General features: G+C 70.3%; 21 protein-coding genes. 10 read left to right on the top strand and 11 right to left on the bottom strand.

All coding sequences use genetic code 11. The features are described from left to right. Positions 1 to 78: 78 nt before the first annotated feature. Together J7462_RS19100 and J7462_RS19095 are read left to right on the top strand one after the other, a co-directional pair. Complete coding sequence (locus J7462_RS19100; RefSeq protein ID WP_219465299.1) at positions 79 to 1,464, top strand: hypothetical protein; 1,386 nt, start codon at positions 79 to 81, stop codon at positions 1,462 to 1,464. Between the two features lie 289 nt (positions 1,465 to 1,753). Further along, a complete protein-coding gene (locus tag J7462_RS19095) occupies positions 1,754 to 3,835 on the top strand; it encodes a choice-of-anchor D domain-containing protein (protein ID WP_219465298.1) in 2,082 nt (693 codons plus the stop codon). 235 nt (positions 3,836 to 4,070) lie between these two features. Here the strand turns inward: J7462_RS19095 and J7462_RS19090 are convergent, their stop codons facing one another. The 4 genes from J7462_RS19090 to J7462_RS19075 form a co-directional block, all read right to left on the bottom strand. Further along, positions 4,071 to 4,832, bottom strand: a complete 762-nt coding sequence (locus J7462_RS19090) for a LytTR family DNA-binding domain-containing protein (protein ID WP_088643667.1) — start codon at positions 4,830 to 4,832, stop codon at positions 4,071 to 4,073. Between the two features lie 17 nt (positions 4,833 to 4,849). Beyond that, complete coding sequence (locus J7462_RS19085; protein WP_208565080.1) at positions 4,850 to 6,073, bottom strand: sensor histidine kinase; 1,224 nt, start codon at positions 6,071 to 6,073, stop codon at positions 4,850 to 4,852. Positions 6,074 to 6,113: 40 nt separating this feature from the next. Beyond that, on the bottom strand, positions 6,114 to 7,625 hold the full coding sequence (locus tag J7462_RS19080; RefSeq protein ID WP_219465297.1) for a sugar transferase: 1,512 nt from the start codon (positions 7,623 to 7,625) through the stop codon (positions 6,114 to 6,116). A gap of 328 nt (positions 7,626 to 7,953) precedes the next feature. After that, positions 7,954 to 8,814, bottom strand: coding sequence for an Fpg/Nei family DNA glycosylase (locus tag J7462_RS19075; protein ID WP_219465296.1), 861 nt, complete (start codon positions 8,812 to 8,814; stop codon positions 7,954 to 7,956). Positions 8,815 to 8,950: 136 nt separating this feature from the next. On the opposite strand from J7462_RS19075, the gene J7462_RS19070 reads away from it, so the two are divergent. The 3 genes from J7462_RS19070 (at position 8,951) to J7462_RS19060 (ending at position 10,978) form a co-directional block, all read left to right on the top strand. Continuing rightward, positions 8,951 to 10,225 carry a glycosyltransferase gene (locus tag J7462_RS19070; protein WP_219465294.1) on the top strand — a complete coding sequence of 425 codons (1,275 nt, stop codon included), beginning with the start codon at positions 8,951 to 8,953 and terminating at the stop codon, positions 10,223 to 10,225. Between the two features lie 79 nt (positions 10,226 to 10,304). Then, the gene (locus tag J7462_RS19065) at positions 10,305 to 10,589 is read left to right on the top strand and encodes a type II toxin-antitoxin system Phd/YefM family antitoxin (RefSeq protein WP_308290950.1); all 285 of its coding nucleotides are present in this window, start codon (positions 10,305 to 10,307) and stop codon (positions 10,587 to 10,589) included. Then, positions 10,586 to 10,978, top strand: coding sequence for a type II toxin-antitoxin system VapC family toxin (locus J7462_RS19060; RefSeq protein WP_219465291.1), 393 nt, complete (start codon positions 10,586 to 10,588; stop codon positions 10,976 to 10,978). Before J7462_RS19065 ends, J7462_RS19060 begins: the two co-directional genes overlap by 4 nt. Positions 10,979 to 11,207: 229 nt before the next feature. Here the strand turns inward: J7462_RS19060 and J7462_RS19055 are convergent, their stop codons facing one another. The 3 genes from J7462_RS19055 to J7462_RS19045 are packed head-to-tail and all read right to left on the bottom strand — an operon-like array spanning position 11,208 to position 12,782. Next, positions 11,208 to 12,407: a helix-turn-helix domain-containing protein gene (locus J7462_RS19055; protein WP_308290949.1), complete on the bottom strand. Its 1,200-nt coding sequence runs from the start codon at positions 12,405 to 12,407 to the stop codon at positions 11,208 to 11,210. After that, a complete protein-coding gene (locus tag J7462_RS19050) occupies positions 12,394 to 12,564 on the bottom strand; it encodes a hypothetical protein (RefSeq protein ID WP_219465289.1) in 171 nt (56 codons plus the stop codon). The genes J7462_RS19055 and J7462_RS19050 overlap by 14 nt, the downstream gene beginning before the upstream one ends. Next, on the bottom strand, positions 12,561 to 12,782 hold the full coding sequence (locus J7462_RS19045; protein ID WP_219465286.1) for a hypothetical protein: 222 nt from the start codon (positions 12,780 to 12,782) through the stop codon (positions 12,561 to 12,563). The genes J7462_RS19050 and J7462_RS19045 overlap by 4 nt, the downstream gene beginning before the upstream one ends. Before the next feature lie 146 nt (positions 12,783 to 12,928). On the opposite strand from J7462_RS19045, the gene J7462_RS19040 reads away from it, so the two are divergent. Together J7462_RS19040 and J7462_RS19035 are read left to right on the top strand one after the other, a co-directional pair. Further along, complete coding sequence (locus J7462_RS19040; protein WP_308290948.1) at positions 12,929 to 13,807, top strand: helix-turn-helix transcriptional regulator; 879 nt, start codon at positions 12,929 to 12,931, stop codon at positions 13,805 to 13,807. 14 nt (positions 13,808 to 13,821) lie between these two features. Continuing rightward, positions 13,822 to 14,004, top strand: a complete 183-nt coding sequence (locus tag J7462_RS19035; RefSeq protein WP_219465284.1) for a DUF397 domain-containing protein — start codon at positions 13,822 to 13,824, stop codon at positions 14,002 to 14,004. A gap of 255 nt (positions 14,005 to 14,259) precedes the next feature. Here J7462_RS19035 and J7462_RS19030 read toward each other — a convergent pair whose 3' ends face one another. The 4 genes from J7462_RS19030 to J7462_RS19015 all read right to left on the bottom strand — a co-directional run bounded on the left by J7462_RS19030 (position 14,260) and on the right by J7462_RS19015 (position 17,239). Beyond that, positions 14,260 to 14,664 carry a type II toxin-antitoxin system VapC family toxin gene (locus tag J7462_RS19030; protein ID WP_219465282.1) on the bottom strand — a complete coding sequence of 135 codons (405 nt, stop codon included), beginning with the start codon at positions 14,662 to 14,664 and terminating at the stop codon, positions 14,260 to 14,262. Continuing rightward, positions 14,661 to 14,858, bottom strand: a complete 198-nt coding sequence (locus J7462_RS19025) for a hypothetical protein (protein WP_088642370.1) — start codon at positions 14,856 to 14,858, stop codon at positions 14,661 to 14,663. The genes J7462_RS19030 and J7462_RS19025 overlap by 4 nt, the downstream gene beginning before the upstream one ends. A gap of 268 nt (positions 14,859 to 15,126) precedes the next feature. Continuing rightward, a complete protein-coding gene (locus J7462_RS19020; RefSeq protein ID WP_219465280.1) occupies positions 15,127 to 15,936 on the bottom strand; it encodes a pectate lyase in 810 nt (269 codons plus the stop codon). Between the two features lie 172 nt (positions 15,937 to 16,108). Next, the gene (locus J7462_RS19015) at positions 16,109 to 17,239 is read right to left on the bottom strand and encodes a tetratricopeptide repeat protein (protein ID WP_219465279.1); all 1,131 of its coding nucleotides are present in this window, start codon (positions 17,237 to 17,239) and stop codon (positions 16,109 to 16,111) included. Positions 17,240 to 17,609: 370 nt separating this feature from the next. Here J7462_RS19015 and J7462_RS32360 point away from each other — a divergent pair, with 370 nt between their 5' ends. From J7462_RS32360 to J7462_RS19005, 3 genes are read left to right on the top strand one after another with little or no spacing between them, the layout of a single operon-like run. Continuing rightward, positions 17,610 to 17,957 (top strand): hypothetical protein, encoded by a 348-nt coding sequence (locus J7462_RS32360; protein ID WP_255597788.1) that lies wholly within the window; start codon positions 17,610 to 17,612, stop codon positions 17,955 to 17,957. Between the two features lie 2 nt (positions 17,958 to 17,959). Beyond that, a complete protein-coding gene (locus tag J7462_RS19010; RefSeq protein ID WP_308290947.1) occupies positions 17,960 to 19,867 on the top strand; it encodes a CHAT domain-containing protein in 1,908 nt (635 codons plus the stop codon). Then, entirely contained in the window at positions 19,857 to 21,314 is a 1,458-nt protein-coding gene (locus J7462_RS19005; protein ID WP_219465278.1) for a tetratricopeptide repeat protein, read from the top strand. Before J7462_RS19010 ends, J7462_RS19005 begins: the two co-directional genes overlap by 11 nt. The last annotated feature ends 14 nt before the right edge of the window (positions 21,315 to 21,328 follow it).

Genomic DNA, 21,328 nt, shown 5'->3' with positions numbered 1-21,328 from the left:
TGTATCGGCCTTGCCGGCATTGACCCGGGCCCCTACGCTGGGGCGGCCAATCCTTTCCTCTTCGAACACGGGGTCTCTATGCGCAAAATTCGCACTATCCTCGGCGTCACTCTCGCCGGAGCATGTGCACTGGCCGTGGTGCCGGGTACGGCCTCCGCGGCTCCCGTCTCCGCACCGCTGCAGAAGGCGGCGGCCCTCGACGACGTGACCGGTGCCTACTACCCGGTCGCCCCGGCCCGCCTGCTGGACACCCGTAACGGCACGGGTGCCCCGATCGGCAAGATCGGTGCCGGCAAGAAGGTCGACCTCCAGGTCGCCGGCCGTGGTGGCGTACCGGCCAGCGGCGTCGGCGCGGTCGTGCTGAACGTGACCGTCACCGGTCCCAGCGCCGCCAGCTTCCTCACCGCCTACCCGACCGGTGAGTCCCGCCCCACCGCCTCCTCGGTCAACTTCGCCAAGGGCTGGCTGGGCTCCAACAACGTCACCGTGAAGCTCGGCTCCGGTGGCAAGGTCTCGGTCTTCAACAACAGCGGCTCCACCGACGTGATCGTCGACGTGGTCGGCTTCTACGCGGGCGACAACAGCCTCACCAACCGTGCCGGCGGCCAGTACGAGTGGTACCTGCCGGAGCGCATGTGGGACAGCCGCGAGGACCCGGAGGGTAAGCCCCCGGCGGGTCAGGTGCTGGAATACTCGCTCGACTTCGGCGACGACTACAACCCGCACGTCAAGTCGTTCGTCTTCAACGTCACCGCGGTGTCGCCGGCCAAGTCCGGCTTCCTCACCGCGTGGTCCGGCAAGGGCGCCCGGCCGACCGCCTCCACGGTGAACTACCTCGCCGGCACGAACGTGCCCAACCTGACGTTCGTGCAGACCACCCCCTGCACCGGCAGCGAGCTGAACGGTTGGTGCATCAAGGGTGCGCCGAAGTTTCACATCTACACCTCGCAGGCGGCGCACGTCCTGGTCGACCTGGTCGGTGTGGTCGACGACGGTGAGTCCCCGTACGGCATGCGGTTCGCGCCGCTGAGCCCGACCCGGATCGTGGACAGCCGCTCCAACCTGGGTATCTCCGGGGCCATCCCGGCCAACGGCACCCGTAAGGTCACCGCCCCGGGCGCGCTGGTCACGCCCGACACCGAGGTGCTGGCGATGAACGTCACCGCCGTCACCCCGACCAAGAACACGGTCATCACCACCTGGCCGGCCGACTTCGACGACATCGGCAAGCCCGCCACCAGCAACCTGAACCCGTACGCGGGCCAGGTCGTCTCCAACGGCGTGCTCGGCGTCATCGGCCCGGAGTACGCGTTCAACGTCAACAACCTGTCCGGCAGCACGCACCTGGTCGCCGACGTGGTGGGCACGTTCTACTACCCGCCGGCGTCCACGGCCAAGTCGGCCACGTCGCTGAAGGGCGGCAAGGCCAAGCCGAGCGCGGTCCCGGCCGCGAACCGGAGCTGACCGACAGCCACCCCGACGGCTGACCGTCAGTCGTCACCCGCAGAGCGCCCCGACCACCCGGTCGGGGCGCTCTCGCGTTTTCCGACGATGAATGGCAGGCGCCTGCCATGCAGGGTGAACGGGCTTCGGACACGGTGCCGGTCGTCGATCCGGTAAGGGCGCAATGCCCTTTCTTGGCATTCCGTCGATTCGGCCTTGCCGCTCGTGATCACCGCCCATAGTGTGTGGTCCACAATCACTCTTCCTTCTTCACGGGGTATTCATGCGCATTTTTCGCGCTCTACTCGGCATGAGCATTGCCGGGGCCTGTGCGCTGGCCGTACTGCCGGGGATGGCGCTGGCCGCGCCCACCGCGCCGTACACGGTCCTCACCGTCGACGTCGGCGACCAGACCGGCGGCTATCCGATCTACCAGTCCGACGTCTTCGACCGCGACAACTCCACCATCTCCGTGGTCGCGCAGAGCAACGACCGGCTGGCCGTCGATACCACCCGGGCCGGCTCCTACGTGCGACTCAGCATCCAGCCGCCGGCCGGCGAGCAGTGGACCGCCGGTCAGACCTACCAGGCGACCTGGCAGGGCGACGGCGGCACCGCCGCCATGGACCTGGCCTCCGACGGGCGCGGCTGCGGCCACGTCTCCGGCTGGATCAAGGTCCGGCAGGCCGACCGGGACAGCGACACCGGCCGGGTCGACGCCTTCGCCGCCGCGTACGAGTACAGCTGCCGGGACAGCACCAACTACACCGGCACGGTCAGCGGTGAGCTGCGCTGGAACTCGTCCGTGGACTACGCGGTCGCGCACGGCGAGCCCAACCCGGTGAGCTTCAACTACCAGGAGATCGCGGTGCCCAGCGCGGCCCGGACGGTGACCTTCCGGTCCGTCGGCAGCGCGCCTGTCACGTTCGGGGCGGCCAGCCTGGGCGGCCCGACGCCCGGGGCGTTCGCGCTGCTCGGCTCGAACTGCACCGGTCGGACGCTGGCCCCGGGCCAGACCTGCACCGTCTCTGTCGCGGCCAACCCGACAAAGGAGGGGGTGCAGCAGGCGAGCCTGCTGCTCGCCGATGACAGCGCCTCCGGCACCCGCCGGGTGCAGTTGGCCGTGGAGGGCTTCCGGGGTGTCACCGGCAGCTACTACCCGCTGACGCCGAAGCGGTTGATGGACACCCGTTCCGGGCTGGGTGCGCCCAAGGCCAAGATCGGCCCGGGTAAGAAGGTCGACCTCCAGGTCACCGGTCGGGGCGGCGTGCCGAGCAGCGGTGTCGGCTCGGTCGTGCTGAACGTGACAGTCGTCGGCCCGACGGCGGGGAGCTTTCTGACTCTCTACCCTGCCGGCCAGAGCCGCCCCACCGCTTCCTCGATCAACTTCGCGAAGTCGTGGCTCGGCTCGAACAGCGTCACCGTTAAGGTGGGCTCGGGCGGCAAGGTGTCGGTCTACAACCACGCCGGGTCGACGGACGTCGTGGTCGACGTGGCGGGCGTCTGGGCGGGAAACAACTCGCTCTCCAGCCGGGGGCCGGGCGGCCAGTACCAGTGGATCAAGCCGTACCGCCTCTACGACACCCGGGACGACGGCGCTCCCCTGCCCGCCACCTACTACATGGAGAGTTGGCTCAGCTTCGGCAACGTCAACGCCAACATCCGGGCGCTCGTCGTCAACATCACCGCCGTCTCGCCCCGCAAGGCCGGCTACCTGACGGCCTGGACCGGGCAGGGGGACGTGCCCACCGCGTCCACGGTCAACTACCCGGCGGGCAAGGTGGTGCCGAACCTCGCGATCGTGGAGACGGTCGAGTGCACCGAGTGCGGTGGCAAGCGGGCCCCGCAGTTCGCGATCTACACCTCGCAGACCACCCACCTGGTGGTGGACGTGGTGGGCGTGATCGACGACGGCACGGTTCCGGACGGCCTGCGGTTCACGCCGATGTCGCCGACCCGGATCGCGGACAGCCGGATCGGCCAGGGCCTGCCGAGCGTGCTCGGGCCGACCGCGGTCGGCAAGGTCACCGCGCCGGCGAGCATGCTGACCCCCAGCACGCAGGTGCTCGCGATGAACGTCACCGCGGTCACCCCGACCAGCAACACCGTGCTCACGGTGTGGCCGGCCGACTCGGCGATGACCCGGCCCACGGCGAGCAACCTCAACCCGGCCGCCGGGCAGACGGTCTCCAACGCGGTGCTGGGCATCCTCGGCCCCACGCAGGGATTCAACGTCTACAACCACTCCGGTAACACACATGTGGTCGCCGATGTGGTCGGCACGCTCTGGGTCTACCCGGGCACGGCCACCCCGCCCACGGGCCGGGCCACGTCCCCCGGCAGCAGGTTCAAGGTGATCGACTCAGGCGTGGGTACCCACTCCCCGCGCTGACCCGCCCCAACGGCGAAGGGCGCCCCGGCCAGACCGGGGCGCCCTTCGCCGTCCCCAGGCCAGGGGGCTGAAGTCGCGGCCTCCCGGGCACTCCGTCACCGACGTCGCGTGTTCCGGGCCGGCAGTCACCGCGACCTCGCCGACAGCGCGGGTTATAGGGGTCGGCCGTCTCCGCGACCTCGCCGACAGCGCGACGATCAGGGCCGGCCGTGCGGTGGCGGCAGCGCGGGCCTGCTCAGCGGTTCCAGTCCTGTTTGGCGGCGCGGACCAGTTTGTCCTTCAGCTCCCGGGTGTGCCGGCGGCTCACCGGCAACTCGGCGGCGTCGATCAGCACCACGTACCCCGAGTTGACCAGGCGCAGCTCCGCGATCAGCCGCAACTGCACCAGGTACGACCGGTGGATGCGCACGAAACCCGCGTCCGCCCAACGTTCGGCGAGGGTGGCCAGCGACACCCGGACCAGGTGCGACCCGTCGGCGGTGTGCAGCCGGGCGTAGTCGCCCTGCGCCTCCACCCAGCGCACCGCCGAGCGGGGCAGCATCCGGGTCGTCCCGGCCAGCTCCACCGGGATGGTCGGGTCCTCCTCGGCGCGGGCCAGCGCCGCCGGATGCGACGGCACCACCCGGGAGCCCATCACCCGGCGCAGCGACTCGGCGAGCCGTTCGGCGCGTACCGGCTTGCGGACGTAGTCGGTGGCGCCCAGGTCGAACGCGTCGACCGCCCCGTCGTCGTACGCGGTGACGAAGACGATCGCGGGCGGCCTGGCGAACCGGCGCAGCACCCGGGCCAACTCCATCCCGTCCAGTCCGGGCATCCGGATGTCGAGGAAGACCACGTCCACGTCGGTGTCCCGCAGCACCCGCAACGCCTCGGTGGCGTCCCCGGCCGTGTGCAGCCGGGCCACCCGGGGATCGGCCCGCAGGTGGTACGCCAACTCGTCGAGCGCCGGTGGTTCGTCGTCGACGGCCAGCACCCGCAGGAACCCGGACGCGTTCACCGTGCCGGCCCGCTCGTTCACGCGCCGGCCCGTACGCCCGGGTGGAACTTCGGAATCCGCAGGCTCACCTTCGTACCCGAGCCGGGGCCCGTCTCGACGACCAGGCCGAACCCGTCGCCGAAGACCGAGCGGAGCCGCTCGTCGACGTTGGACAGGCCGACGTGCTGGCCGGGGTCGTCGGTCGGGTCGCTGCCGGCCCGGGTCAGCTCGGCGATCCCCGCGGTCAGCGTGGCCGGGTCCATCCCCACTCCGTCGTCCTCCACCGTGATGTGACACTCGGCACCCGCGTCCCGGGCCTCGATGCTCACCATGCCGGTACCGGGCTTGCGCGACAACCCGTGCCGCACCGCGTTCTCCACCAACGGTTGCAGGCACAGGAACGGCAGGGTCACCGGCAGCACCTCCGGGGCGATCTGCAACCGCACCTGCAACCGGTCACCGAACCGGGCCCGTTCGATGGTCAGATAGCGGTCGATGGAGCGCAACTCCTCGGCGAGGGTGGTGAACTCCCCGTGCGCCCGGAAGGAATACCTGGTGAACTCGGCGAACTCCAGGATCAGCTCCCGGGCCCGCTCCGGGTCGGTGCGCACGAACGACCCGATCGCGGTCAACGCGTTGTAGATGAAGTGCGGGCTGATCTGTGCCCGCAACGCCCGGATCTCGGCGCGGGCCAGCCGCTCCCGGGACGAGTCCAGCTCGGCCAGCGAGAGCTGGTTGCCGGCCCAGTGCGCGGTCTCCAGGGTGGCCTGCACCAGGCCCGGCTCGGGTGGCCCGTCGGCCACCGCGACGAGTGCCCCGACCACCCGGCCGTCGGCTGACAGTGGCGCCACCACCGCCCCCCGGACCAGGCAGTCCACCCGGTCGCAGTGCAGCTCCGACTCGCCCAGCACCGTCGACCGCCCGGTTTCGGCCACCCGCCGGGCCGCCGCGAGCAGTTGGTCGCCGTGGTGCCCGCCGCGCCCGTCGAGGGCGAGCAGCGTGTCGGCGTCCGTCAACGCCAGCCCGGCCGCCCCCACCAACGCCCGCAGATGGCGTACGGCCTTCGCCGCGCCCGCCGGGTGCAGCCCGGTACGCAGTGGTTCGGCGGCCAGCCCGGCGGTGTGCAGCACCTCGTAGGTGGCCCGTTGGGTGGCGGTGGCGATGCCCCGTCGACCACGTAGCCGCAGCGCCGCCCAGAGCGCGGCGGCGAGCGCGGTCACCAGCGAGACGACGCCGACCACGGCGGAGAGGTTGCCACCCATCCCGCGATCCTGACCTGTCCGGGCCGCCACGCCAAGGGGTTCAGTACGCGCCCTTGCGGGCCAGCACCACACCGACCGTGCGCCACAGGATGCTCAGGTCGTACGCCAGCGACCAGTTGTCGACGTAGTAGAGGTCGAGCCGGACCGCCTCGTCCCAGGACAGGTCGGAGCGGCCGGAGACCTGCCACAGCCCGGTCATCCCGGGACGGACCAGCAGCCGACGCCGTACGTCGCCGAGGAAGTCGCCGTCGTCGGCGGGCAGCGGACGCGGCCCCACCAGCGACATCTCCCCCCACAGCACGTTGATCAGCTGGGGCAGCTCGTCCAGCGAGGAGGCCCGCAGGAAACGGCCCACCGGGAACACCCGGGGGTCCTGCTTCATCTTGAACAACATGCCGTCGGTCTCGTTCTGGTCGACCAGGCCGGCCAGTCGTTCCTCGGCGTTGACGTACATGGTGCGGAACTTCCAGACCCGGAATGTCCGCCCCTCGTGGCCGACCCGGGGCTGGCGGAAGAAGACCGGCCCGGGGTCGGAGAGCCGGATGGCCAGCCCGACGGCGAGGAAGACCGGCACCAGCAGCAGCAGGCCCAGCCCGGCGGCGACCCGGTCCATCAGGTTCTTGGCCAGCAGCGCCGGCCCGGACAGGGTCGGCTCCTCCACGTGCAGCAGCGGCAGGCCCTCGATCGGGCGGATGTGCACCCGGGGGCCGGCGATGTCGGTGAGCTGCGGGGCGACCACCAGGTCGACACCGGAGCCTTCCAGCTGCCAGGCCAGCCGGCGCAGCTCACCCGGCTCGGCGCTGGCCGAGCCGCAGACCGCGATGGTGTCCCCGCCGACCTCCCGGACCAGGGCCAGCACGTCCCGCCCGGCGTACACCGGGACGGGGGTCTCGATGCCCCGGGCGGCGGCGTACCCGTCGGTGATGTGGATGGCCACCGGCACCAGGCCGGCGCTCGGGTTGCGGGTGACCGCGATGTAGACCTCCAGGCACTCCGGCAGGGTGCCCACCAGCACCATCCGGTGCCCGGCGTGCCCGGCCCGACCCCGGATGCGGTGCAGCACGAACCGCGCGGTGATCCGGAAGAGGAGGACCAGCACCAAGGCCCCGGCGAGGGCGAACCCCACCGTGTAACGCGAGAGGTCGGTCTTGGTGGCGAACGCGACGAACGAGACGGTCGCGGCGACCGCGACACCACCCCGGATGACCCGCTTGTATTCCTCCGGGCCGAGTCCGAGGTAACGCCGGTCGTAGGCCCGGTTGCCCCAGAGGGCCACCAACCAGCCGAGCGGCACCAGCAGGAAGACCACCGTGTAGAACCAGGTCGGGTCCGCCTGCGCGTTGTAGAAGCCCGCGCGTGCCTGGCCGAATGCCTCCTGGGCGACCCAGTCCGCCAACACCACGGCGGCGAAGTCGAGCAGCAACAGCGCGGCGATGTACGGGCGGTGCCAGCGGGACACCCGGCGTCGGGCGCGAGCCCAGGCCGACCGGGGCACCCCGTTGTGTGACGGCGGTGTCGGCGGCTGGATCTCGAAGCTGTCCACGTGCCGCACGAGTCTGCTCCGGCCTGTGTTGGTTACCGGGCGCTGGAGGCTTGTCGTCACCTCAACCCATGTCCTCCCGCATGACACGCGCCGCTCACTCGCCGTGAGGGGCCCGGGTCGCCCACCGTTCCAGTCTCCCACGCTGGCGGCGGGTCAAACGCGGAGCCGGGGGGCTTTGCGTCTGGGGTCGCCAACGAGGAACCGGCCGACTTCACGTCAGTTTTCGAAGCCGGGGACCGAGCCACTATACCGATGGACGGCCACCGGGGTAGAGCGCGGACGGGGAGGTTCCACGCGCCGCAGGCGATACCTCTCCGTAACAATGGCGGGTTGTGACTCAGCGTACGAGGCGAGACAACCGACGGTCAGCGAGCGGTTTGCCGCCGGTCTGACACGTCGGGCAGTACTGGAGGCTGGAGTCGGCGAACGACACTTCCCGTACCGTGTCGCCACAGACCGGGCAGGGCAGCCCGGTGCGGGCGTGCACCTTCAGTCCGGAGCGTTTCTCGCCTTTCAGCTCCGCCGCCCGGTGCCCGGCCGAGCGGCGTACCGCCTCGCCGAGCACCGCCCGGGTGGCCGCGTGCAGGGTGGTGAGCTGGTCGTCGGTGAGCCGGTCGGTGATCGCGAACGGGGACAGCTTCGCCGCGTGCAGGATCTCGTCGGAGTACGCGTTGCCGACCCCGGCCAGCACCGCCTGGTCGGTCAGCACCCCCTTGACCTGCCCCCGTCGGCTGCGTAGCCGTTCGGTGAAGGTGGCCAGGTCGGCGTCGAGCGCGTCCGGCCCGAGCTTGGCGACCCCGGGGACCTGCGCCGGGTCGGTCACCAGGTAGGCGGCGAGCTTCTTCTGGGTGCCCGCCTCGGTGAGGTCGAACCCGGAGCCGTCGTCGAGGCGGACCCGCAGGGCGATCGGACCTTTGCCGGGGCGCAGCGGAGTGGTCGACGGGAACGCCTCGCGGTAGTGCAGCCAGCCGGCGCGGGCCAGGTGCACCACCAGGTGCAGGTCACCGTCGAAGATCACGTCGAGGTACTTGCCGTGTCGCCGGGCGTCCACGACCGCCTGGCCCGACACCGCCGTGGGCGCCGGGTCGTACGTCTTGAGGGCGTTGATCGCGGCGACCTCGACCCGGTCGACGCGTCGCCCCACGGCACGCTCACGCAGGTAGCCGGCGAGCGCTTCCACCTCCGGTAGTTCGGGCATCACATCACGGTAGCCTTCCTTCCCGTGAGCGCGAGGAATGAGCTTGCGAGTCCCTGCCGTGAGTGCGAGGAGTGAGCTTGCGAGCCCCGCAGTCGCGAGCAGAAACCGGCACAGTCGCGAACGAAGGACAAGCTCTGTGAGAATCGTGGTGGCGCACAACCGGTACCGGGAAGCCCAGCCGTCGGGTGAGAACACGATGGTGGACTCGGAGATCGGGCAGCTCACCGCCGCCGGGGTCGAGGTGTTGCCGTTCATCCGCAGCTCGGATGAGATCCCGTCGATGCCGAAGTCGGCCAAGGCGCTGCTGCCGATCTCACCGATTTACGCCCCGCGCGCCCAGCAGGAGCTGTCCCGGCTGCTCACCGAGCACCGGCCGGACGTGCTGCACCTGCACAACCCGTACCCGCTGCTGTCGCCGTGGGTGGTGCGGACCGCGCACAAGCACGGGGTGCCGGTGGTGCAGACGGTGCACAACTACCGGCAGGTCTGCTCGTCGGGGATCTATTTCCGCGACGGCGTCATCTGCCAGGACTGCAAGGGCCGGGCGCTGGCCGTGCCGTCGATCGTGCACCGCTGCTACCGCGACTCGCGGGCGCAGAGCGCGCTGATGGCGGCCACCCTGGCCGTGCACCGGGGCACCTGGCGTTCGGTGGACCGGTTCATCGCGCTCACCTCGGCCATCGCCGACCACCTGACCGACTACGGCATCCCGGCCGAGCGGATCGTGGTCAAGCCGAACGCGGTGCCCGACCCGGGTGCACCTACCCCGCTCGGCGACGGTTTCCTCTTCCTGGCCCGGCTGACCCCGGAGAAGGGTGTCGACCTGCTGTTGGACGCGTGGCGGCGGCACCCGGTGGGCAGCCTCGGCACGCTGCGGGTGGCCGGTGACGGTGAGCTGCGCCCGCTGGTCGAGGCCGCCGCCGCCGAGCGCGCCGACGTCGTCTACCTGGGCCAGCTCGACCGGGCCGGGGTACGCGCCGCCGTCGAGGCGAGCGCCGTGGTGATCGCCGCCTCCATGTGGCACGACGTGCTGCCCACCGTGATCATCGAGGCGTTGGCCAGTGGGCGACCGGTCCTCGGCACCGCGCTCGGCGGCATCCCGTACCTGGTCGGCGCGGACGCCCCGCACGAGCCCGCCGGCACCGGCCCGGCCGCCGTCGCCTCGGCGGTCGCCGGTCACGCCCCGCCGCCGGCCGGTCCGCCGGCGGTCCCGGCCGGCCTGCTCGGCGGCACCGCCGGCTGGGTGGTCCCGCCGGACCCGGCCGCGCTGGCCGCCGCGCTTCCGGTCGCGCGGGCCGGTGCCGCGCTGCTGTCCGCCCCGGCCCGGCTGCGGTACGAGCAGACCTTCCATCCGGACGTGGTCCTCAAGCGGCACCTGGCCATCTACGCCTCCCTCACCCGCGCCAACTGACTCCGATCGCGCGGCGTGCAGGCAAGCGGCCAGCCGTGTAGGTACAATGATGGCGTTGTCGGCACAAGGGAGGCGTGTTGTGAGCACCGTTTCCGTGCGTGAGTTCTCCTACAACCCGAGCGCGATGTTCGCCCGGGTCGAGCGGGGCGAGTCGATCGAGGTGACGCGGCACGGCAGCGTGATCGCCGTCCTGCTGCCGGGTTCAGGGACACTCGGCAGATACGCGTCCCTGGTGGCCAAAGGCGCGATCCGCCTCAAGGCGACCACCACGAGCGATCTCGATCGGTTGCCCCGTTACGACGTGCCGTCCGACGTGTCGCCTCTCGATCTGCTCCTGGCAGACCGTGAGGACGATGATCGGTGATCTACCTCGACTCGTCCGCCTTGATCACGCTGCTCTCCGGCCGCACCCACGTGACGCAGCTGAAGGAGTTTCTGGCAGACCGGGCCGGCATGCCGATGGCGACCAGCTCTGTCGGGTTCGTCGAGACGGTACGCACCCTCGACCGGATCGGAGACTATCCGGACGCCATGCAGATGCTGGCTCGTAACTTCACCGAGATCCTGTTGACCGAGGAGGTCCGGGATTCCGCAGCAGCGCTTCCTGCCGGGATTCGAACATTGGACGCATTGCACGTGGCAAGCGCCCAGATCCTTGGCGATGCGCTCGACGTGCTGGTCACATACGACAAGCGGATGGCGGATATCGCCGCCTCGGTGGGCCTGCCGGTGGCGGCTCCCGGCACCGATTAGCCAGTCTGCATTCCTGGCCGGGCGGAGCCGGCTTGCCGGCCAGGGTTTTCCCGGCAGGCAGCGGCGGCGGCGAGGACGTCGCGGGCGGCGGCCGACACCCGGCAGTCCGCGACCCGGCAGACCCGGCAGCGGCCATCCGGGTCGGGCCGGTGGTCGCGGAGGACCGCGCGGGCGGTGAGGACCAGCCGATTGCGGATCTGCGCCAACGACAGGTGAGGCGCGGTCATGGTCAGGTCACCCCGAGGGCGGCGGCGAGCGTGACGATCGTGGCCGGGGCGTGCGGGGCGCGGGCCACCTGGCCGAGCACTTCCCGGGCGGCGGGCCGGTGGCGTACCTCGGCGGGTGCCATCCGGTCGGCGTCGGCCAGCACCCGGCCCGCGTTGGTCGGGTCGTCGGCCTGGAGGTAGGCGCGGGCCGCATCGATCAGGTGCGCCGCCCGGTGCTCCAGTGGCAGCCACCGCCAGGCGTCCCGCCGGGTCGTCTGCTCGTGCCAGGCCACCGCCTCACCCGCGTGGCCCAGCTCCAGGGCGGCGGCGGTACGGGCGAGGTCGACCGCCGTCGGCCCGAACGCGGTCCGGTGGTGGTCGTGGCCCTCACCGACCTGCGCGGCCATCCCGGCGGCCTCGTCGAGGAGGTCGGCGACGGCCCGGTCGTCACCCAGGCGGGCCGCCCCCAGCGCGGCCTGCACCAGCAGCGCCCCGCACAACGACAACTCACCAGGGCCACCATCGCCGGGTCCGAGCAGGGCGATCCGGTACGCGCCAGCGAGCGCCGCCGACTGCGCCGCCCGGGCCCGCCCCGACGCGCGGAACACCTGGCCGAGCTGCACCGTGGCGGCGGCCACCAGCAGGGGATCGCCGGCACCGGTGGCCATGGACCGATCGGCGGCCAGCCAGCCCAGGTCGGCCTCGCCGAGCTTCACCAGCAGCGCGGCGGCGAGCCGGTACACCTCCACCAGCAGCGGGCGGCTCCGCTCGTGATCGTCGGCGGCGACCCGTTGCACGCCGGCCAGCAGACCAGGCAGGACGGTGGTCACCTGCGGGTACCGGGCATGCTGGAACTGCACCCAGGCGTGCCCGACGTCCCGCACCACTCGGTCGGCCGGCGCCGCCGGGCGGGTCGCCGGGCGACCGAGCGCTATGTCGTACGTCGACAGGGCCTCCCGGATCCGCTCCACCCCTTCGATCCGGGCGGTCGTCGTGGCGGGTCGGGCGTCCCGGCCGAGCAGCACGGCGGTGTCGATCCGTAGCACGGCGGCGATGTCCCGCAACGTCGACATTTTGTCCAGCGACCGGACACCCCGCTCGACCTTGTCGACCCAGGATTTCGACCGGCCGAGCCGATCGGCGAACACCTGCTGCGACAGTTTCCGGCGCCCCCGCCAGTACGCCACCCGCCGGCCGACCGGCAGCAGCTCACTGCTGTCCACGACGCCACCGCCGGTCCGGCACCGCCCGGGTGGTCTCCTCGGCCGGTATCCGCTCCGCCTCGGCCTGGGCGAGGATCCGTTGCCGGGCCGCCTCGCGTTCCGCCGCCTGGATCTGCTCGCCCCGGTCGTCGTGGTCGGGCCCGCGCCGCGCCGTCACGACCAGCACCCCGCCCGGTATTCCCCCGCCAGCGTCAACAGCGGCCGTTCCGGCAGGTCGGGCACCCGCGCCACCCCTGTCACCCGGTACGCCGCGACGCGCTCGGCGTGGTTCGTCGCCGGCCGGAGCCGGTCGAGCGGGTTCACCCGACGACGCCCGAACGGCCAGAGCTTCGCCAGCAGACCAGAGCGCGTCAGATGCTTCGCATGCCGAGCCATGGGGGGACCTCCGAGTCGTAGTTGCTTCCATACAGAGAGTGGCAAAGGCGATCGGCGAAGTCTAGACTTCCATGGAAACTTTCCATGGAGGAACAGGGCTCGCCTTGCGCTCCTTGATCTCGGAGATGGAGGGGAGAACACTGACGGTGTTCGCAACCCTGGAGGTAGACGTGGCGAGGGCAAGCGGGCCGACGATCGCGCGATGGCAGCTCGGCCGAGAGTTGCACCGGCTCCGTGAGGCTGCCGGTGTCTCGCACAAGGAGATCGCAACCGAGCTGGGCTGCTCGGAGTCGAAGATTTACAAGATCGAATCAGGGGTGGTCGGCGTCAGCCGGCCTGACGTGATCGTCATGCTCACCCGCTACGGCGTCAGTGACGACCGGATACGGCAAACCGCACTTGACCTTCAGCGCCAAGGCAAGGAGCGCGGCTGGTGGGCGAAGTTCGGCCAACTCCCGAACCCGTACAGCATGTACATCGGGCTGGAGTCCGCAGCGACGGCAGTCCGGAACTTCGAGCTGGCCGTCGTGCCAGGACTGCTTCAGACCGAGGCATACGCCTATGCGATCGTCAGCGCCGCCTGGCCGGGTCAGAGCGAGGAAGTGCGTCGTCGGGTCGAGGTGCGGATGACCAGGCAGGATCACCTGATCGAAGAGCCAGCGCTGAAGTTCTGGGGCATCGTGGACGAAGGCGTGCTGCGTCGTCAGACCGGCGGTCCGGACGTGATGCGCGCCCAACTCCGTCACCTCATCGAGATGAGCGAGCGGCCGAACATCGAGCTTCAGGTGCTGCCGTTCGGCGAGGGCTGGCACCCCGGCACCGTGGGCTCCTTCTCGATCTTGGAGTTTCCCGAGGACATCCACAGCCCAGTCGTCTACGTGGTGAGCCAGGCGGGAGACGCCTATCTCGAACGCGAGGATGACTTGCGACGCGTTACGCTGGCGTATACGCACCTGCACGCGGCAGCGCTCAGCGTCAGCAAGTCCCGAGACCTGATCGCCGCCGTAGTGAAGGACATGACGTAGGGGGAGACGCGGTAATGGACCGTTCACGCGGCGTGTGGCGTAAGAGCAGCCGAAGCGACGCCAACGGTCAGTGCGTCGAGGTGGCCGACCTCCGCAACGGAGTGGCCGTCCGGGACAGCAAGGACAAGTCCGGCCCCACCCTCGCCTTCGACACCCACGGCTGGCGCACCTTCGTCGACTCCCTCAAGAGCAACTGACGTTGCCCGTCGTATCGACTGCGACAGTAACCTGCCCCGGCTCCTGTCTCGGGAGTCCGGAGCACGCTGCGGTGGGGACGAACAGCCGTCCGAGAGCTGAGCGGCCAAACCCGTGGGCTGAAGTAGCGGTATTCCTGCACGGTTGACACCCCAACTTCGCCCCAACTGAGTCAATCAAGGTGGGTGCGGCGGTCGAAGACGCCCAAGAACATCTGGGCCTGACCTGGGTTGACGGACTTCCCGCTTCCGTACCACCTACGAGACGTCGAAGAGCCGGCGGCCGTCGTACTCGGCGAAGTCGGCGTAGTCCTTGTCGTTGAAGGTCGCCAGCGGCAGCCGATCGACGAGACAGCACGCCGCGATCCAGGAGTCATTCGTCGGCCGGGGCCGCCCGCGATGCTGCGCCCGAGCCTGAAGATGGCCCCAGGTCGTCGCTACCGCCTCGTCGAAGGGGAGCAGCACCACGCCGGACCGCCACTGCGCGAGGTCGGCCAGCTTGCGTGGCCCCCAACTCCTCATCGCAGTCCACTTGGTCAGCTCCCCGAGCGTGACGAAGGTGATGCACAGGGTCTTACCCACCAGTCGGGTGCGGAGCCTGTCGTGTAGCCGGCCGCGCAGAATGGCCGATGCGACGTCAGTGTCCAGGACTACCAGGCTCACGCGGCGTTGGCCCGGCGGGAGGCATAAAGATCAGCGAGAAAGTCGTCCAGCTCGTCGTCGGACTCGAACAGGCCCGGCCGTGCGAGGTCGTCGACGGAGGCGATCGGCCGGACACCCTGGCGACGGGCAATCTCCTCGGCCGGTACGTGCTCAGCGGTCGGCCACTCAGGCATCTGCTCGGCGCTGCTCGACATCCCGGCTCACCTCCTGTGTCTTGGATCGTCGCCTATTCTCGCACCTCCGACGTCCAGGCGTCCGCATGTCACGGCCAACTGTCAGTCGTCTTCCGTCATACTCTCCGCGCGGCTGTGACCTGGCCTGTTGTCGTGGGCGACAAGCTGGCTGCCCGCTCGCTGGGGGCGTCGGTGCCAGCGACGGCGACGGGCCGCGCACGCCCACCTCGGTGCGTGCGCGGCCCGCCTCGGCAGGGGCTGAGCTTTCGATGCCTGAAGAGCGTCGGCCCTACTTGTAGACGATGTTCGACGACGTGTACTTGCAGTACGTACCGTCGGGGCCGCTGCCGGTCTTGACCGGCTCGGCACCGGAGCTGTTGCCCGTGTAGCGGTCGCAGATGGAGATCTTCCTGCTGCTGTCGCCGTAGATGGTGATGCCCGAGAACGTCGCGGTGTCGCCGTAGTTGGTGTTGATGCCGGCGAGCACCTTGCCGGGGGCGGTCACGGTGACGTTCTGGATGACGACGGTCCGCTTGTACTGGGTCGAGCAGTTGCCGCACGACCGGTACAGCTTGCCGAAGTTGCTGACGTCGAAGTTCTTGATGGTCAGCTTGCCGCCGCCGTTGTGCTGGAACACCTTGTCGGAGGCGGACCGGGCACCGCCGCCGTCGACCGTGTAGTTCGCCGACGAGCCGCCCTTGAAGGTGGCGGCGTCCTCGCCGACGTCCTCCCACCACACGTTGATCAGCGTGCAGGTGCCCTTGCAGTGGATGCCGTCGGCGGCCGGCGAACCGATGATCACGTTTTTGATCGTCGCGCCGTCGGCCAGCTCGAAGATCGGCTTCTGGCTCTCGCTCTGGCCGCCGTCGCCCATCGCGCCGCCGGCCTTGTAGCGCACCAGGCCGTAGTCCTTGGTGCCGCTGACCGACTGGGTGGTGGTGACGGTGGTGGTGCTCTTGGCGGTGGGCCAGGTGGCGGCCTGGGCGCCGGTCTGGGTGACGACCAGGCCGGCGGCGACCAGCCCTACGGTGGCGAACGGCAGCAGGGCGACCTGCCAGCGTCGGCGGCGCGACGTCGCGCCGTTCTCACGTGTGCTCACGTGTCCTCCGAGACGGGTGATGGGACGGGGTGGTGGCGGACAGGCGTCCGCGCCGCAGGAGCACCCGCCGACGTGTCGTACACGACAGGAAAGCGCTTGCCTGCGACCGCCACACTACGACACCTTTCGATGTATCGAAAGGGTCTCGCTCGGCCGTGGCCGAAGTGCTTCCCTACTGGCTTTCCGTGCGTTCCTGTCGGAGCTGTTCGAGGACACGGGTGTCGTCTTCGAGGTCGGGGTGGTCGACCTGTCGGTCGAGGTCGACGACGTGTTCGAGTTCCTGGATCGCCTGGTCGAGGTCACCGCCTGCCCTGAGGAGCATCGCGATGTTGAACCGGGTGACGGCTTCGCCGGCCCGGTTGCCGACCTCCCGCTGGATGGATAGGGCCTGGTCGAAGTAGTCCAGGGCCCGCTGCCGATCCCCCAGGCTGTGGTACACGCTGCCGATGTTGTTGAGGGTGACGGCTTCGCCGGCCCGGTCGCCGACCTCCCGCCGGATGGGGAGGGCCTGGCGGAAGTGGTCCAGGGCTCGCTGCCGATCCCCCAGGCTGTGGTACACGCTGCCGATGTTGTGGAGGGTGACGGCTTCGCCGGCCCGGTCGCCGACCTCCCGCCGGATGGGGAGGGCCTGGTCGAAGTAGTCCAGGGCCCGCTGCCGATCCCCCAGGCTGTGGTACACGCTGCCGATGTTGTTGAGGGTGACGGCTTCGCCGGCCCGGTCGCCGACCTCCCGCCGGATGGGTAGGGCCTGGTGGTAGTGGTCCAGGGCTCGCTGCCGATCTCCCAGGTTGTCGTACACGTGGCCGATGTTGTTGAGGGTGGTGGCTTCGCCGGCCCGGTCGCCGACCTCCCGTGTGATGGGGAGGGCCTGGTGGTAGTGGTCCAGGGCCCGCTGCCGATCCCCCAGCCTGTCGTACACGCTGCCGATGCTGGTGAGGGTGGCGGCTTCGCCGGCCCGGTGGCCGGCCTGTTGGTACAGGGTCAGGGCCTGCTGGTAGTCCTCCAGCGCCGGCCGGGGTCGGCCGGTCGCCGACCGCGCCCAACCCCGCTGGTGGAAGGGGCTGGCGTCCGGGCCGAGGGTCAGGGTCGCGGTGGCCATGGCCTCGACGGCGGCGAACCGCGAGGTACGCAGCCACACCCGACACACCCGGGAACCGACATCCCGGGCGATCACCGGCTGCCGACCGGCCACCGCGAGCCGGTGCACCTCGACCCACCGGGCAACGGTGACCGCCGCAGTGGGAGTGACGGGTCGGAGTCGTGCTGCTTCCCGATCCTCGATCCCCGACTCCACCTCGGTCATCCTGATGCTCCTTGTTGCCGACGCGGTCGCCACCGGACCGTGGCACCACCCGGCGGGCGGCAGCGCATCGGTCGTGAACGTTCTTACCCCCGATGGCAGGGAGCCGGTCAGTAAGTCGGAAAGTCGTCACCCGAGCCGGGTTCACGAAGCGGTCGCGCGACGCGAAGGAAACGTACAGTAGCCACCCAAGGTCCACCGTCGATCACCTGGCCGGGCCGGCGGTGGGCGGCCTCGGACCGGCTTGACCAGGCGCATCAGGGGAGACGTGGTCATGGAAAGCGCCACAGTGGAGGTGTCCGGGGCGCGGGCCGCGAGCTGGGCGGCGGAGCTGCGGGCCGGACTGACCTGACCACCATGACGGGGATGGCAGATGAGTACCTTCGACCTGGAGGTCTTCGAGCAGACCTCCAACCACTACGAGCTGCGGCTGTCCGCCGACGGCCAGCCACCCCGGGTCCGCAGCCTGGACCGGGCCGCGGTCGACGAGCTGATCACCCTGGTACGCCGCGACTACAGCACCGACGCCACCGCCTACAAGGTGTACGGCGCGACCCGGCTGGCCGAGCTGGGGACCCGGCTGGCGGAGTTCCTGGACGGCGACGAGCGGTGGCTGACCCCGATGCTGGCCCATCCCGCCGGAGCGGTGTTGCGGATCACCGCCGAGCAGCGGCTGCGGCACCTGCCATGGGAGTTGCTGGCCCAGGAGGGGCCTTCCTGACGGTGGCCGGGCGGGCACCGCTGTTGCCGGTCCGGACGGTCGGCGACCACGCGGCGTTGACGGGCCCGGTCGTGCCGGGCAACCGGCCGTTGCGGGTGCTGTTCATGGCGGCCGCGCCCGAGGGTGTGGAGCCGGTGCTCAACTTCGAGGCCGAGGAGGCGGCGATCCTGGCCGCGACCCGACGCACCGGCACGGATCTGGTGGTGGAGGAGAGCGGCACCCTGGAAGGGCTGCGGTTCCTCAGCCGCGACTACGGGCCCGGCCACTTCGACGTGCTGCACCTGAGCGGGCACGCCACTACCGACGGTGGGAAGCCGGTCTTCCTCCTGGAGGACGAGTTCGGCGCACCCACCAGGGCGACGGCCGACCAACTCGCCGAGGCGATGCAGGGCCACTGGCCGAGGCTGGTGTTCGTCTCCGGTTGCCTGACCGCCGACGCTCCGGAAGGCGGGGTGTTTCCGTCGATGAGTGAGAGTCTGGTCGCCGCTGGTGCCCCTGCGGTGCTGGGCTGGGCGCTGCCGGTCGGGGACATCTCCGCCACCGACTTCGCCGCCGCCCTCTACCGGGCCCTGGCCGACGGCGGGTCGTTGGACCGGGCCATCGTCGAGGCACGCCGTCACCTGTTCCACGACAAGAAGAGCAGCTACTGGCATCTGCTCCGGGTCTACGCCGACCGGTCCCCGCTGGCACCCATGGTTACCCCGCTGCACACCAAGGGCCGTAAGCGGTTGCAGGTGCGCGCCGCCGACCAGCAGTTCCTGGACCCGCAGACCCAACTGTCCCGGGTCGCGTCCCGCGCCGAGTTCGTCGGCCGACGGCGGGTCATCCAGCGCTGCCTACGTGTCCTGCGGCAACCCGCCGACACCTCCGGCGCGGCGCAGGGCCTGCTGCTGGCCGGCATGGGTGGGCTCGGCAAGAGCAGCCTCGCCTCCCGGCTCCTGGAACGCATGCCCACCCACCAGCGCGCCGTCTGGTACGGCCGGGTCGACGCCATCAAGTTCCGCGAACTGACCAGCAAGATCCGCTTCGACGACGTCGACCAGAGCATCGAGGCCGCCAAACTCCTCGACAACGAGCAGCTCCCGCTTCCGATTCGGCTGCGGTACCTGCTCGACGTCGACGGGCCGCTCGGCGACACACCCTGCCTGTTCGTGTTCGACGACTTCGAGACCGGCAACCTCGACACCCGCGACGACCGCAGCCGGGTGCTCGCCCCGGCGATGGCCGAGATCCTGCCCGCCCTGCTCACCGCCATCCGCGACACCGGCAGCCCGAGCCGCGTCGTCATCACCAGCCGCTACCGCTTCCCCACCCCGGCCGGCACCACCCTCGCCGTCGAGGCGCTGGAAAGCCTCACCACCGTCGAGCAGACCAAGAAGATCGCCAACCTGACCAACCTGCGCCCCGAATCCACCATCAACCCCACCATCCGGACCCGGGCGATCGAGGCCGCAGCCGGCAACCCCCGCCTGCTCGACTGGCTCGACAAGATCGTCGGCGACGCCGCCCTCGACGTCGACGGCCTGCTCGCCGCCATCGAGGGCGAAGCCGACCGGTTCCGCCGGGAGACTGTCCTCGCCGACAACCTGCTCGACTCCCAACCCCTCGAACTGCGCCGCATGCTCGCCCGGGTCAACGTCGTCGAACTCCCGATCCCCGCCGCCACCGTCCACGCCCTGCACCAGCATCCCGACGCCGCCCGGCACCTCCAGCGGGCCGTCGAACTCGGTCTGCTCGAAGAGGGCATCGACCCCGAGACCCACCAGCCCCGCTACTTCGTCTCCAACGTCCTGCACCCGCTCGTCCGCCCTCTGCTCACCGACGACGACTACACCGAGGCGTGCGCCGCCGCCGCCCGGTCCCTCTACCAACTCTGGGTCCTCGACTCCACCGCCGCCGATGGCCACTGACCCGCGATTCCTCGCCCGCTGGGTCGAGGTGCACCGGCTCGCGGTCGCGGGCCGACAGCCGGAGATCGCCCGGGACGCAAGTAACCGGGTGTGCCGGACGTGGCTGAGCACCTCGCGGTTCGCCGCCGTCGAGGCCATGGCCACCGCGACCCTGACCCTGGGCCCGGACGCCGATGCCTTCTACCAGCGTGGCTGGGCGCGGGCGTCGACCGGCCGGCCCCAGCCGGCGCTGGAGGACTACCAGCAAGCCCTGATCATGTACCGGCAGGCCGGCCACCCAGGCAACGAAGGCGTCACTCTCAACAACATCGGCAACGTCTACCACAGCCTGGGGGATCGGCGGCAGGCCTTGGACCATTACCACCGGGCCCTGCCCATCCAGCGGGAGGCGGGTGACCGGGCGGGCGAGGCCGTAACCCTGAGCAACATCGGCGGCGTGCACATCAGCCTGGGGGATCAGCGGCGGGCCCTGGAGCACTTCCATCAGGCCCTGCCGATCCACCGGGAGGTGGGTAACCGGGCCGGTGAAGCCGCCATTTTGCACAACATTGGCAGCGTGTACGACCGCGTGGGGGATCGGAGGCGGGCCCTGGACTATTTCCGTCAGGCTCTGCCTATCCGGCGGGAGGTGGATGATCGGGCCGGTGAAGCCATCACCCTGAACAACGTCGGGAGCGTGTACGACAGTCTGGGGGATTGGCGGCAGGCCCTGGACTATTTCCATCAGGCTCTGCCCATCCAGCGGGAGGTGGATGATCGGGCCGGTGAAGCCGTCACCCTGAACAACATCGGCACCGTGTACAACGGCTTGGGGGATCGCCAGCGGGCTCTGGACTACTTTCACCGGGCTCTGCCCATCCGGCGGGAGGTGGGTGATCGGGCGGGCGAGGCCGTCACCTTGAGCAACATCGGCACCGTGTACAACGGCTTGGGGGATCGCCAGCGGGCTCTGGACTACTTTCACCGGGCTCTGCCCATCCGGCGGGAGGTGGGTGATCGGGCGGGCGAGGCCGCCACCCTGAGTAACATCGGCAACGCGTACGACGGCTTGGGGGATCGGCGTCAGGCCCTCGACCACTACCACCAGGCTCTACCTATCCGGCGGGAGGTGGGCGATCGGGCCGGTGAAGCCGTCACCCTGAACAACATCGGCGGCGCGTACGACGGGTTGGGGGATCGGCAGCGGGCCTTAAACCATTACCACCAGGCACTCCCTATTCGGCGGGAGGTCGGTGACCGGGTCGGCGAAGCCGTCACCCGGTACAACATCGCGATGGTCCACCGGGCGAACGGTGACCTCGACCAGGCGATCCGGGAACTCGAACAGGTCGTCGACCTCGACCGGCAGGTCGACCATCCCGACCTCGAAGCCGACACCGCAGTCCTCGAACAACTCCGCCGACAACGCGCGCAAGAACAGGATGCCGAACCCCCTGCGGGGCCGTGACGGCAGCGCCGCCG

It is taken from the genome of Micromonospora sp. RL09-050-HVF-A (genome assembly GCF_019374995.1).
In the GTDB taxonomy this organism is placed as follows: Bacteria; Actinomycetota; Actinomycetes; order Mycobacteriales; family Micromonosporaceae; genus Micromonospora; species Micromonospora antibiotica.
Note: the sequence above shows the minus strand (reverse complement) of the source record. Positions and strands in the feature narration are given on the sequence as shown.